The sequence below is a fragment of the Pseudomonas sp. GD04058 genome (genome assembly GCF_029836855.1).
GTDB lineage: Bacteria > Pseudomonadota > Gammaproteobacteria > Pseudomonadales > Pseudomonadaceae > Aquipseudomonas > Aquipseudomonas bharatica.
Map to the genome: position 1 here is coordinate 57,714 of NZ_JAOECN010000014.1, position 13,087 is coordinate 70,800.

Consider the following 13,087-nt stretch of genomic DNA (forward strand, 5'->3'; position numbering starts at 1 on the left):
CCAGCGAAGCTGGTAGACTCCGCCGCCATTATGATCAGACTTTCGAACCTCACTTTACAGCGTGGTCCGCAACGCCTGCTAGAAGGCGCCGAGTTGACCCTGCACGCCGGCCAGAAAGCCGGCCTGATCGGTGCCAATGGCGCCGGCAAATCCAGCCTGTTCGCCTTGCTTCGCGGCGAGCTCACCCCGGACTCGGGTGACTGCCAGCTGCCCGGCGACTGGCGCATCGCCCATATGCGCCAGGAGGTCGACACCCTCGATCGCCTGGCTGTGGACTATGTGCTCGATGGCGATATTCGCCTGCGCAAGGTCCAGGACGAGCTGGCCGCTGCCGAAGCCGCGCACGATAACGCCGCGCTGGCGCGCCTGCATGTCGAGCTCGACAGCGCCGACGGCTATACCGCCGACGCCCGTGCACGCAAGTTGCTGGCCGGCCTGGGCTTCAGCAACGAACAGATGGATCGCCGTGTCGGTGACTTTTCCGGTGGCTGGCGGATGCGCCTGAACCTGGCCCAGGCACTGATGTGCCCCTCCGACCTGCTGCTGCTCGACGAACCGACCAACCACCTGGATCTCGATGCGATCCTCTGGCTGGAAGACTGGCTCAAGGGTTACCCCGGCACGCTGTTGCTGATTTCCCACGACCGGGACTTCCTCGATGCCGTGGTCGATCACGTCGCCCACGTCGAACAGTGCAAGCTGACGCTCTATCGCGGCGGCTACACGGCGTTCGAGCGAGCCCGGGCCGAGCGCCTGGCGCAGCAGCAACAGGCCTACGAGAAGCAGCAGGCCCAGCGTGCGCACATGGAAAAGTACATCGCCCGCTTCAAGGCCCAGGCCACCAAGGCCCGCCAGGCGCAGAGCCGGATCAAGGCGCTGGAGCGCATGGAAGAGCTGACCGCCGCCCATGTCGATTCGCCGTTCGACTTCGTTTTCCGTGAATCGCAGAAGATCTCCAGCCCGTTGCTCGACCTGTCCGAAGCCCGCCTGGGTTACGGCGAGAAGACCGTGCTGGAAAAGGTCAAGCTGCAACTGGTACCCGGTGCCCGGATCGGCCTGCTCGGCCCCAACGGCGCGGGTAAATCGACCCTGATCAAGAACCTTTCCGGCGAGCTGCAGCCGCTGGCCGGGCGCCTGGTTCGCGGGGAGAACACCGCGGTCGGCTACTTCGCCCAGCACCAGCTCGACTCGCTGGACAGCAAGGCCAGCCCGCTCCTTCATCTGCAACGCCTGGCGCCCAGCGAGCGCGAGCAGACCCTGCGCGATTTCCTCGGTGGCTTCGACTTCCGTGGCGATCGCTGCGACGAACCGGTGGTCAATTTCTCCGGTGGTGAAAAGGCCCGCCTGGCCCTGGCGTTGATCGCCTGGGAGCGGCCGAACCTGTTGCTGCTCGACGAACCGACCAACCACCTGGACCTGGAAATGCGCCTGGCGCTGACCATGGCCCTGCAGGAATTCAGCGGCGCCGTGGTGGTGGTTTCCCACGATCGACATCTGCTCAAGAGCACCACCGACGAGTTCCTCCTGGTCGCCGATGGCAAGGTCAGCGAGTTCGAGGGCGACCTCGACGACTACGCCCGCTGGCTGGTCGACTATCGCCAGCGCAATGCGCCGGTCAGCAACAGCCCGGTCAACCCGGACAAGACCAACAAGAAGGCCCAGCGCCAGGCCGCCGCCGCCCTGCGCCAGCAACTGGCACCGCACAAGTGCCAGGCCGACAAGCTGGAAGCCGAGTTGAGCAAGCTGCACGCAGACCTCGCGAAGGTCGAGGCGAGCCTCGGTGACAGTGGCGTCTACGAGGCGGCGCGCAAGGATGAACTGCGCGACCTGCTGGCACGTCAGGCGCAACTGAAAGCCCGCGAAGCGGAACTGGAAGAAGCCTGGATGGAAGCGCTGGAAGTGCTGGAGACCATGCAGGCGGAGCTGGAGGCATTGTCCTGATGGAGTCGTTGCGGCAGATGATCCCGGTGGAATGGCTCGGGCCGTTCTGGATGGGCCTGCAGATCCTGCTGATCCTGGTGGTGGCCTTCGTTCTGCAACGCCTGGTGGCGCGCAGCCTCAAGACCCTGGGCGAACGCTACCCGCTGCCGCCGCAACTGATGATGCCGCTGCGTGGCGGCCTGCGCTGGCTGATCATGGGCAGCGCGGTGCTGTTCGTGCTGGAGCGCCTGGGTGTGTCCGCTACCGTGTTGTGGACCGCCCTGTCGGGGTTCGTCGCGGTGGCAGCGGTAGCCTTCTTCGCGATCTGGAGCGTGCTTTCCAATCTGCTCTGCGCGGTGCTGATCTTCACCGTCGGACCATTCCGCATCGGTGATGTGGTGGAACTGGTCGATACCACCGACAAGCCCGGCATCAAGGGCCGGGTCACGGCGATCAACCTGCTGTTCACCACCTTGGTGGAAATGCCGGAAACCGGCGGCGCGCTGGTACAGGTGCCGAACAGCCAGTTCTTCCAGAAATCCGTGCGCCGCTGGCGTGGTAGCGATGGGCTGCCGCTGGTGGGCGAAGACAAGTCCCTCGGCAAGTGATGGTTCCCTGAAAACTTTTGTGGTGATTTTCCTTCAGGCGGATTAGCGTTGGGCCCTTGAACCGATTTTTTGGCCGAGGTGTGAGATGTCGCTGGAAACGTGGTTGGCCTTTTTTGCCGCCTGCTGGGTAATCAGCCTGTCGCCGGGTGCCGGGGCCATCGCCTCGATGTCCTGTGGCCTGCAATACGGATTCTGGCGCGGGTACTGGAATGCCCTGGGCCTGCAACTGGGCCTGATCCTGCAGATCGCGATCATCGCTGCCGGGGTAGGCGCGGTGCTGGCGGCTTCGGCGACGGCCTTCCAGGTGATCAAGTGGTTCGGGGTGGCCTACCTGGTCTATCTCGCGGTCAAGCAATGGCGGGCGCTGCCGGCCGACTTGTCCGATGAATCCGCGGTGCGCCCGATCGGCAGGCCGCTGAGCCTTGTATTCCGCGGGTTCCTGGTGAACGTCAGCAACCCGAAGGCGCTGGTGTTCATGCTGGCGGTGCTGCCGCAGTTCATCAATCCGCATGAAGCGCTGCTGCCGCAATACATGATGATCACGGTGACCATGATCAGTGTGGATCTGCTGGTGATGGCCGGTTACACCGGGCTGGCGTCGAAAGTGCTGCGCCTGCTGCGCACGCCGAAACAGCAGCGGCGGATGAACCGCACCTTTGCCGGGTTGTTCCTCGGGGCGGCGACCTTGCTGGCCACGATTCGCCGGGCGCCGGTCTGAGGTAGTGCCGGCCCTATCGCTGGCAAGCCAGCTCCCACAGGTCCGGTGTATGCAGTACCTGTGGGAGCTGGCTTGCCAGCGATTAGGCCGGTGAATTCAGCGCAGAATCTTCGCCGGCTCATCCGGCGGCAGATTGTTGCGCTGCACCGGGCGCCCTTCTCCCGGCACCTGCCCACCCAACTGCTCCGCCATCTGCCGGGCTACATCCACGCCCAGCTCCTTCGATACTTCCCGCACCACTCTTGGCCGGTTCAGGCTGACCTTGATATCCCGCGAGCCCACCAGCTTGGTGTCCTGCCCTTCGCCCATGGCAGTGAATGCCGAGGTGATTTCGTAGGTGCGTGTATTGATCAGGCTGAAGTCCGCCACCAGCGTCAGGCCCAGTACCGCCGAATAGCTGCTGGTGTGGTCGAGGGCATTGATGTCGCGCTGGAAGTCGATGTCCGAGAGCGTACCGAACAGCACGTAGTCGGCACCCTTGAAATCGCCGGCCTTGATGCGCTTGATGATGTCGTAGACATCGGTCTTGCTGCCGGTGATGTACGGCTTGCCCTGGACCAGCTGGAACATCCCTGACTTGAGGATCTCGCCCTTGATGTCGCCGCTGAACTTGCGCAGTTCGGTCTGCTCGATGTAGCTGTCGCTGCTCTCGAACTCGGCGTAGCTCGACGCGCTGCTGGCGTGGTACGGACTGGCCGATGAATTGCTCTGCGCGGCGACGATGTGGATGTACTGCTCCACACGTTCCTGGTACGCGAGGTCGGTCACCGCCACCCTGGGGGCCGCTTGCACGCCGAAGGCGCAAGCCAGGCCGAGGATTCCCATCCATGCACGCATTGCTTAGCGCTCCGTTGTCTTGCGGATTTCTTTTTCGTCCATCCATTCGGCCAGGCCGCTTTCGACATCGACCAGTTGCAGGCTGAACTTGTAGAACACGTCCTTGTAATCGCTGCTGCGCTTGACGATCGAGCTGATCGAACCTTCCAGGCGGTACTTGGCGGCGATCATGTTGCCGGTCTTGGCAACGGTGCTTTTCTTGTACAGGCCGCTCTGGTTCTGCAGCTTGAGCTGGTCGACCTGGCTGTCCATCTGGTTGTTGTCGCTGGCGAAGCGAGCGGTGCCGGACTTCATCAGCTGGGTCTTGATCGACGTGGTGATCTCGCGGGTATCGATGTACTCGCTGGTCTTGTTCTTCACGTCGTAGACCTGCACCACGGGGCGACCGTGCAGCACGCCGGACTGGGCCAGCGAGCGGGTCATGCTCTCGGCGATCATCTGCAGGTCGGTGGAACCGAACTCGTTGGTCACCAGTTCGACGGCCTTGCTGTCGCCATAGCTGATGTTCTTGCCGCCCAGTACCGGGGACGGGCTGGAGCAGCCGCTGGCCAGGGCGACGACGGCAGCGAGCAGGGAAATCTGGATGAACTTCATGGAAAACTCCTGGAAAGAATTACTGCGACTGGACTTCAAGACGGAAATCGGTGGCCTGTGGCACCGGTGCGATGGCGGGCAGTACGGTGGACTGCGAGCCATAAAGGGTCACGGTCTTCCAGCTCTCCTCATCGGCGACCGGGAAGCCATCGTTGCCCAGCCAGGCGAAGCGATAGAACAGCGTCCTGTTGCTGCCACTGGTGTTGTTCAGCGCCACCTTGACGGTAAGGAAGCCGTTCTCGCGCGCGACCCGCATCGGGCCGGTCTCGATGTTCTTCAGCTTGCCCATCACCGCGACCTTGCTGGCAGCGCTGCCGGGTGCGGGTGGCGGCGGGGTGGCGCAGCCGGCCAGGAGGGCGGCGGCGAGGGCGAGGGACAGTTTGAATCGCATGACGAATCCTTCGTTTACTTGAGGCTGGCGACGGCGGCGGCCGGCGCGGGAGGAGTGAGGACGTGGGCTGCCTGGCCGGCGGTATAGACCTGGTTGCCGACCACGCGCAGAGCGACGACCTGGTACGGATGCTCGACCTTGACCACCACCTTGCTGCCACCCAGGCCCGACGGCAGGCTCAACTGGTGCTCGCCCTGGCGCAGGCGCACGCGGGTGACCAGGGTGTCGTTGGGCAGGGTGCGCCAGGTGCGGGTGTCGGCGCCCTCGGTGATGGTCGAGGCGATGCCCATGACCAGTCCGGCCATCGGGTTGGTCTCGTTGATCTGCTTCTGCGCCACGCCACGGGTTACCGCGCGTACGGTGGTGCGCAGGATGATGCCGGGCATGTCGTCGCGCAGGGCACGACGGGACATGGCCGAAGTGCTGTTGAGCGCAGTGAGGTTCAGCGCCTTGTCGTCCAGGTTGATCTGGCTGATGCGTGCCGTGGACGCATCTTCGCGCATGATCGGAAACGACAGCGGAGTGATCACCAGGTTGCCGCTGATCATCAAGGGAAGAGGAATACGGATCGAGTCGCGTGCCGGGGCAAGGCCGCTCTGGACGACTATCAGCACGTCACTGTCCTGGTCCTTGCCCGGGGTCTTGTCGAGGTCGAGCAGCGCCTGTTCCAGCAGCGGGGTGTTGGGCAGCAATTCAGCGGCCTTGCGATAGCCCGGCGCAGCCAGGCCCCTTTCGCCAAGTGCCTCGTAGACATAGCCGGACAGGAAGTGGCTGAAGGCGCTCTGATAGCTGTTCTTGAGGCTGATGACTTCAGGTGCGTCCAGGGCCGCCACCGGATAGCCCTGAAGGTCCTTGTACTCGGTCTTGAGCCCTTCCTTTTCGGCCTCTTCCTCGCGCTTGAGGTATTCCTTGTCGCGAAGTTCGGCGATCACTGCCTCGCGCTCATGGGTTTTCTTGATCGCCGTGCGGGCACCATCGAAATCGTTCTGTGCCAGCAGGTTGAGGGCCATCTGCGTGGTCAGCATGACTTTTTCGTAGTCGTAGCCTTCGTAGCGGCGGACCTTGTCGTTGATCAGGTAGCTACCGAACTGGCTCAGGTACTTGTCGGTGTCGAGCCTGACCGATTCTTCCCATTTGAATACCATGCCGTCGGCTTCGCGCCAGGCGTTCTGGCTGCCTGCCAGGTCGCCCTTGGAACGCAGCAGTTCGCCCTTCTCGAACCAATAGAGCAGGTCCTTGTCCTCGCCCGTGTTGTTTTTCTCCAGCACGGCGAGAGCGGCATCGACATTGCCGGTGCTCAGATGCTGGTTGGTTTCCTTGAGTTCGTTGTCGTAGCTGCGGAACATCGCGCAGCCGGTCAGCTGGGTAGCCACGAAGAGCGTGGCGAGCGTGAGTACGCGGGATTTCATTACTTCTTCCCTGAGAGTTGGCGAATTTTCCCGGCTATATAGGTCCGGAAATTCTTATAAGTATTTTTGAAATTTCGAATGGATATAGGGGGTGGCGTGACGCATTAGGCCCCTTTTCCCTTGGGGTGGGAGGAGCCGTTTGTTACCTCCGGTAAGTGCCATTACGCGTGCCATTATCCCTGAGCCGCCCGACGAGCGGTAATTTTCCGGGGAAGAAAGTGGCAACTGATGAAATTGTTGCGAATTTTTACGATTCGCCTTGAGCCTGCCAGGGCGGCGGTGAACAATATTCGCCTCATCGCTGACGTCCGAGATTGGCTCATGATTTCCCGCTCCCGCTTGATCGCCTGGCTGCTCTGGCCAGTGCTGGCCCTGGGCAGTGCCGTGGCACTCGCCGAACCTGTCGAGGGGGCGGCGAAAGCCCTGCATTTGCTGGATTACATCGGTGCCGACTATCCGCCGACGGTCAAGGCCGGCGCGGTGCTCGACGAGTCCGAGTACCGCGAGCAACTGGAGTTCGTCGGCACGCTGCAAGGGCTGCTGGCCGACCTGCCGGATCGCCCGCAACGCAAGGCGCTGGAGGACGGGGTAGCTGCCCTGCGCCAGGCGATCAGCGAACGTCAGGACGGCCCGGTAGTAGCCCGTCAGGCCCGACAGCTGGGCGCCGACCTGGCTTTGGCCTACGAGGTCGCCCTGGCTCCCTTGATCACGCCCGATCCAACCCGCGGTGCGCCGCTGTATGCTCAGCATTGCTCGGTCTGCCATGGCGACACGGGCGCCGGTGACGGCCCGGCAGGTGTCGGCCTGGAGCCGGCCCCGGCGAACCTGCGTGATCCCGGCCGTCTGGACCACCTGAGCCTCTACGCTATCTACAGCACCCTCGGCCTGGGCATCGAAGGCACCGACATGCCGTCCTTTGCCGACCAGCTTGATGAGCGCCAGCGCTGGGATCTGGCGACCTACATCGCCAGCTTTACCGCCGATCCGGCCAAGGCTGCCAGTGACAAGCCGTTCAGCCTCGGCGATCTGGCGCGCCAGACCCCGGCGGAAGTCCAGGCGGCCCAGGGTGCCGACGCGGTAGCGGCGTTCCGCGCCCAGCGCGCCCAGCCGCCGCAGGTCAAGCGCGGCCCGGGGCAACTGCTCGACTACACCGCCAACACCCTCGACCAGAGCCTTGCGGCTTACCGCAGTGGTGACCATGAGCAGGCCTACGACCTTTCCGTCGCGGCCTACCTGGAAGGTTTCGAGCTGGTGGAAAGCTCGCTGGACAACGTCGATAGCAACCTGCGCAAGACCACCGAAAAGGCCTTGATGGCTTACCGCCAGTCGCTGCAGGACGGCCTGCCGCTGGACCAGGTGATGGCCAGGCTGGATGTCGCCAAGGCCAGTCTGAAGGAATGTGCCGGCCTGCTGGGGGGCGATGGCCTGAGCTGGTCGCTGAGCTTCGTTTCCGGTTTGCTGATCCTGCTGCGCGAGGGCCTGGAAGCGATCCTGGTGCTGGCGGCGATCCTCGCGTTCCTGCGCAACACCGGCCAGCAGGCGGCGGTGCGCAGCGTCAACATCGGCTGGGGCCTGGCCCTGGTTGCCGGCTTTGCCACCTGGGCGGTGGCAGCCTATGTGATCGATGTCGGCGGTGCCCAGCGCGAGTTGCTGGAAGGCAGTACGGCCTTGTTCGCCAGCGTCATGGTGCTTTGGCTCGGGGTGTGGATGCATGACCGGCGCCACGCTGCCGCCTGGCAGGACTACATCAAGAGCAGCCTGGTCGGCGGCGGCGGTCGCTTCGGCTTTGCCGTATTGGCGTTCTTCTCGGTGTATCGCGAGCTGTTCGAAGTGATCCTGTTCTACGAAACCCTGTGGTTGCAGGCGGGCCCCGGCGGACATCAGGCGGTGCTGGCCGGTGGTGCGACGGCGCTGGTGCTGCTGGTCGGTCTGGCCTGGGTGATCCTGCGTGGTTCGGCCCGGCTGCCGCTGGCGTTGTTCTTCAGCATCAACGCGGCACTGCTTTGCGCGCTGTCGGTCGTGTTCGCCGGCCACGGGGTCAAGGCCTTGCAGGAAGCCGGGGTGTTCGGCACCCATCCAGTGGCGTTCTTCGACTTCGAATGGCTGGGGATTCATGCCGATCTGTATTCGCTGTCTGCCCAGTGCGTCGCGCTGCTGGCGGTGATCGTCCTGTACGGGCGCAGCTGGCTGGCTTCGCGGCGCGTGGCGGCGTCGTGATTTGAAGCGGGGCGGGCGAGCAGCCATACTGCCCGCCCGTTTCAAGTTGTGGATAACTCTGTCATGCGTGTCTGGATCGACGCCGATGCCTGCCCGAAGCTGGCCAGGGACCAGGTCGTCAAGTTCGCGCTAAAGCGCCAGTTCGAGGTGGTGATGGTGGCCGGCGGGCCCCAGGCCAAGCCGCCGTTCGCCCTTGTCAGGCTGATCGTCGTGCCCAGCGGGCCGGATGCCGCCGATGACTATCTGGTGGAGCATGCCGTGCCGGGCGAACTGGTGATCTGCAGCGACGTGCCGCTGGCCGACCGGCTGGTGAAGAAAGGCGTGGCAGCGCTGGACCCGCGCGGCCGCGAGTTCGACGAGCGGAACATGGGCGAGCGGTTGGCGGTGCGCAACCTGTTCACCGACCTGCGCGAGCAGGGGCAGGTTGGCGGCGGGCAGGCGCCCTACGGGGAGAAGGAGAAGCAGGCGTTTGCCAATTCGCTGGACCGGATCCTGACCCGGCTGGCGAGGCAGTTTCCTGGCTGATGGGGTGCTCTTTGAGAGCCTCATCGCTGGCAAGCCAGCTCCCACAGGTCCTGTGGGAGCTGGCTTGCCAGCGATGAGGCCCCGGAGGCCTACTCGCCTTCGTGGGTCAGTTCGAGCACCCGGTCCACCAGCTTGTTGATGCCGCTTGCCGCGTCGCTGATCGACTGCGCCAGCATGTAGGCCGGGGTGCTGACCAGCTTGCGCTGGGTGTCTTCGACGATGTCATGGACATCGCATTCTTCATGGGTGCCGCCCATCTTGACGATGGCCGCGCTGGTATCGGCGTCGTTGCCGATGGTGCAGACCACGCCAGGCCCATAGATCTTCGCCGCCAGTGCCGGCGAGATGCAGATCAGGCCCACCGGTTTGCCCGCCTCGGCGAAGGCTTCGGCCAGGGCCAGTACATCCGGGTGAACGCTGCAGCCGGGGCCATCGACCGCGAAGCTGGACAGGTTTTTCGCCGCGCCGAACCCGCCGGGCACGATCAGCGCGTCGAAGTCGTTGACGTCCGCCTCGCCCAGGTCCTTGATGTTGCCGCGGGCAATGCGCGCCGACTCGACCAGCACATTGCGCGTTTCGGGCATTTCTTCGCCAGTCAGGTGGTTGATCACATGCCTCTGCGCGATGTTCGGCGCGAAGCACTGTACCTGGGCACCACGCTGGTCGAGACGCAGCAGGGTGATCACGCTTTCGTGGATCTCCGCGCCGTCGTAGACGCCGCAGCCCGACAGAATCACAGCAACTTTTTTGGTCATGCTTTCTACTCCCGTTTCAAGGCGCTAAATGTCGTCTAATTTGGCAGTTGTCGCCATAGGGATAAGTGGATCGTAGGCCTAATCTTGATCCATCGCCTGAAAATGGACCCGCCATGGACTTCATCCTGCTCGCCGTGCCGTTTTTCTTCGTGTTGATAGCGGTCGAGCTGCTCGCCGATCGCTGGCGCGGCATGCGCAACTATCGTCTGGCCGATACCGTCAACAGCCTGAGCGCGGGGGTACTGTCCACCACCTTCGGCTTGCTGACCAAGGGCGTCGGCCTGGTGACCTACGCCATTGCGGTAGAACACCTGGCCCTTTTCGAATTGCCGTCCGAGGCCTGGTGGGTATGGGTGATCGCCTTCGTTGCCTATGACTTCTGCTATTACTGGCTGCACCGCTTCGGGCATGAGCGCAACATCCTGTGGGCAGCGCACTCGGTGCATCACCAGAGCGAGGAGTACAACCTTTCCACGGCGCTGCGCCAAACCAGCACGGGCTTCCTGTTGTCGTGGGTGTTCTATCTGCCACTGGCGGTGCTCGGTGTGCCGCTGCTGGTGTTCATCAGCGTCGGCGCGTTGAACCTGCTGTACCAGTTCTGGGTACATACACGGCACATCCCCAGGCTCGGCTGGTACGAGTGGATCTTCGTCACGCCCTCCAACCATCGCGTCCACCATGCACAGAATCCTTTGTACTTGGATCGCAACTACGGTGGTGTGTTCATTCTCTGGGACCGCCTGTTTGGCACCTTTCAGTCCGAGGATGATGCAGAACCGGTGATCTTCGGCGTGACCACGCCGCTGGCGAGCTGGAATCCGCTGTGGGCCAACCTGCAGTTCTACGCGCAGTTGTGGAACGATGCGCGCCGTGCCTCGCGCTGGCAGGACAAGCTGCGGATCTGGTTCATGCCCACCGGTTGGCGACCGGAGGATGTGGCGCAACGTTATCCACAGGCCGGGCAGGACCTGGCGAATTTCAAGAAGTTCGAGGTGCCCCTGGCCTGGTCGCGACAGCTCTATGTAGTGCTGCAGTTCGTTGTGTACGTGGCGCTGGGCAGCTATCTGATGAACGCGGGCCCGCATCTGTCGCTGCCAGCATTGTGGCTGGGCGCGCTGGTGATCGGGTTCGGGTTGTTCGTGCTAGGGACGGCATTGGAGAACCGTCCCTGGGCGCTGAAGCTGGAAGTGCTGCGCCTGGCGCTGAACCTGCCGGCCTACGCGCTGGCCGGGTGGGCCGGTCTAGCGCCGGTCACCGTCCTGGGATGGGTCGTTCTGCTCGCCTACGGGCTGCTCAGCCTGCTGGGCCTGCGCTTGCTGTTTGGCGATGCGCGCAGCCTTGAAGCGTCGGCGCAACCACAGCAGGCCGCCCAGCACCAGCAGACCGCCAAGCACCCATAGCTCGTACTTTTTCACATTGCCCAGCAGCCCTTCGAGGATCGCGCCGAAGTGGTAGGCGGCCGCGCCAAGGGCCAGGGCCCAGATGGCCGCGCCGATGCCATTGAGCAGCAGGTAGCGGCGCGGTGGATAACCGGACAGGCCGATGGCCACCGGCATTACTGTGCGCAGGCCGTAGACGAAGCGGAAACTCAGCACCCAGATGTCGGGATGGCGGCGCACATGCTCCAGTGCACGGTCGCCCATCATTTGCCAGCGTGGTTTGCGCGCCAGCAGTTTGCGTCCATGGCGACGCCCCATGAAGTACCAGAGCTGGTCGCCGGCGTAGCTGCCGAAGAAGGCCACCAGCACCACCAGGTTGATATCCATGTATCCGCGGAACGCCAGGAATCCGGCCAGCACCAGGATGGTCTCGCCTTCAAAGAACGTACCTAGAAAAAGGGCAAAGTAGCCAAAATCTTGCAGGAATTGTTGGAGCATTTTCTGGATGCTGGCGAAATGAACGCGCAGCCTACCCCTTCATGGCCTTCGGGGAAAGTGTCCAAATGTGTCTCGACGTGAACAATTCCTACAAGGGACAATGACTGCGTCTGTAGGTCGCAGGGTTGTCCCCGCCTGTCACACAAGCGTCATAATGGCCGCTTATAACTGTCGCGCCCGCCTGTCCATGCGGGCTCAGGAGTCTGCCGTGAGCTTTACCCCTGCCAATCGCCTGTTTCCCGCTACCCGCCTGCGTCGCAATCGCCGCGACGATTTTTCCCGTCGCCTGGTTCGTGAGAATGTTCTGACAGTCGATGACCTGATCCTGCCGGTCTTCGTTCTCGATGGTGAGAACCGTCGCGAGGAAGTCGCGTCCATGCCGGGCGTCGAGCGCCTGAGCATCGACCTGCTGCTGGAAGCGGCGGCCGAGTGGGTCGAACTGGGCATTCCGGCCCTGGCCCTGTTCCCGGTAACCCCGGCCGAGAAGAAGTCCCTTGATGGTGCCGAAGCCTGGAACCCCGAGGGCATTGCCCAGCGCGCTACCCGTGCGCTGCGCGCGCGTTTCCCGGAGCTGGGGGTGATCACCGACGTCGCTCTCGACCCGTTCACCACCCACGGCCAGGACGGCATCCTCGATGAAGAGGGTTACGTCCAGAACGACATCACCGTCGATGCCCTGGTCCGCCAGGCGCTGTCCCATGCCGACGCCGGCGCCCAGGTGGTCGCGCCGTCGGACATGATGGACGGTCGCATCCAGGCGATCCGCGAGGCCCTGGAAGTGGCCGGCCATGTCAACGTGCGCATCATGGCCTACTCGGCCAAGTACGCCAGCGCCTATTATGGTCCGTTCCGCGATGCGGTCGGTTCGGCGCTCAATCTGGGCAAGGCCAACAAGGCCTCCTACCAGATGGACCCGGCCAATACCAACGAGGCGCTGCATGAAGTGGCGGCCGACCTCAGCGAAGGCGCCGATATGGTCATGGTCAAGCCAGGCATGCCGTATCTGGATATCCTTCAGCGGGTCAAGGACGAGTTCAAGGTGCCGACCTTCGTTTACCAGGTCAGCGGCGAATACGCGATGCACATGGCGGCGATCCAGAATGGCTGGCTCTCCGAGGGCGTCATTCTCGAGTCGCTCACCGCCTTCAAGCGCGCGGGTGCCGACGGCATTCTCACGTATTTCGCTGTGCGCGCCGCACAATTGATGAGAGGGCAGTAACGCCCTTCAGGAACGCA

At 63.4% G+C, this 13,087-nt stretch carries 12 protein-coding genes and 1 pseudogene; 7 read left to right on the forward strand and 6 right to left on the reverse strand.

Annotated features, from left to right (window positions below; all coding sequences use genetic code 11):
- Positions 1 to 30: 30 nt before the first annotated feature.
- The 3 genes from N7650_RS14045 (at position 31) to N7650_RS14055 (ending at position 3,246) form a co-directional block, all read left to right on the forward strand.
- Positions 31 to 1,941: an ATP-binding cassette domain-containing protein gene (locus N7650_RS14045; RefSeq protein ID WP_279898722.1), complete on the forward strand. Its 1,911-nt coding sequence runs from the start codon at positions 31 to 33 to the stop codon at positions 1,939 to 1,941.
- Positions 1,941 to 2,528 (forward strand): mechanosensitive ion channel family protein, encoded by a 588-nt coding sequence (locus N7650_RS14050; RefSeq protein ID WP_009395675.1) that lies wholly within the window; start codon positions 1,941 to 1,943, stop codon positions 2,526 to 2,528. Before N7650_RS14045 ends, N7650_RS14050 begins: the two co-directional genes overlap by 1 nt.
- Positions 2,529 to 2,613: 85 nt before the next feature.
- Entirely contained in the window at positions 2,614 to 3,246 is a 633-nt protein-coding gene (locus tag N7650_RS14055) for a LysE family transporter (protein ID WP_009395674.1), read from the forward strand.
- 96 nt (positions 3,247 to 3,342) lie between these two features.
- Here N7650_RS14055 and N7650_RS14060 read toward each other — a convergent pair whose 3' ends face one another.
- The 4 genes from N7650_RS14060 to N7650_RS14075 are packed head-to-tail and all read right to left on the reverse strand — an operon-like array spanning position 3,343 to position 6,477.
- Positions 3,343 to 4,083, reverse strand: coding sequence for a penicillin-binding protein activator LpoB (locus N7650_RS14060; protein WP_279898726.1), 741 nt, complete (start codon positions 4,081 to 4,083; stop codon positions 3,343 to 3,345).
- Positions 4,084 to 4,086: 3 nt separating this feature from the next.
- A complete protein-coding gene (lpoB, locus tag N7650_RS14065) occupies positions 4,087 to 4,677 on the reverse strand; it encodes a penicillin-binding protein activator LpoB (protein ID WP_009395671.1) in 591 nt (196 codons plus the stop codon).
- 19 nt (positions 4,678 to 4,696) lie between these two features.
- The gene (locus N7650_RS14070) at positions 4,697 to 5,068 is read right to left on the reverse strand and encodes a YcfL family protein (RefSeq protein WP_009395670.1); all 372 of its coding nucleotides are present in this window, start codon (positions 5,066 to 5,068) and stop codon (positions 4,697 to 4,699) included.
- Positions 5,069 to 5,082: 14 nt separating this feature from the next.
- Positions 5,083 to 6,477: a hypothetical protein gene (locus tag N7650_RS14075; RefSeq protein WP_009395668.1), complete on the reverse strand. Its 1,395-nt coding sequence runs from the start codon at positions 6,475 to 6,477 to the stop codon at positions 5,083 to 5,085.
- A gap of 321 nt (positions 6,478 to 6,798) precedes the next feature.
- On the opposite strand from N7650_RS14075, the gene N7650_RS14080 reads away from it, so the two are divergent.
- Positions 6,799 to 8,694, forward strand: coding sequence for a cytochrome c/FTR1 family iron permease (locus N7650_RS14080; protein WP_009395666.1), 1,896 nt, complete (start codon positions 6,799 to 6,801; stop codon positions 8,692 to 8,694).
- A gap of 63 nt (positions 8,695 to 8,757) precedes the next feature.
- A complete protein-coding gene (locus N7650_RS14085) occupies positions 8,758 to 9,219 on the forward strand; it encodes a YaiI/YqxD family protein (protein ID WP_009395664.1) in 462 nt (153 codons plus the stop codon).
- Between the two features lie 89 nt (positions 9,220 to 9,308).
- On the opposite strand, the gene elbB is transcribed toward N7650_RS14085, so the two are convergent.
- Positions 9,309 to 9,974 (reverse strand): isoprenoid biosynthesis glyoxalase ElbB, encoded by a 666-nt coding sequence (gene elbB / locus N7650_RS14090; protein ID WP_279898730.1) that lies wholly within the window; start codon positions 9,972 to 9,974, stop codon positions 9,309 to 9,311.
- Positions 9,975 to 10,165: 191 nt separating this feature from the next.
- Between elbB and N7650_RS14095 the strand changes: the two are divergent.
- Positions 10,166 to 10,714: pseudogene (locus tag N7650_RS14095) on the forward strand (sterol desaturase family protein); the annotation flags it as partial.
- Between the two features lie 501 nt (positions 10,715 to 11,215).
- On the opposite strand, the gene N7650_RS14100 reads toward N7650_RS14095, so the two are convergent.
- Positions 11,216 to 11,851, reverse strand: a complete 636-nt coding sequence (locus N7650_RS14100) for a DedA family protein (RefSeq protein ID WP_081263055.1) — start codon at positions 11,849 to 11,851, stop codon at positions 11,216 to 11,218.
- A 208-nt stretch (positions 11,852 to 12,059) separates the two neighbouring features.
- Between N7650_RS14100 and hemB the strand changes: the two genes are divergently transcribed.
- Positions 12,060 to 13,070: a porphobilinogen synthase gene (gene hemB / locus N7650_RS14105; RefSeq protein WP_009395658.1), complete on the forward strand. Its 1,011-nt coding sequence runs from the start codon at positions 12,060 to 12,062 to the stop codon at positions 13,068 to 13,070.
- Positions 13,071 to 13,087: the final 17 nt, after the last annotated feature.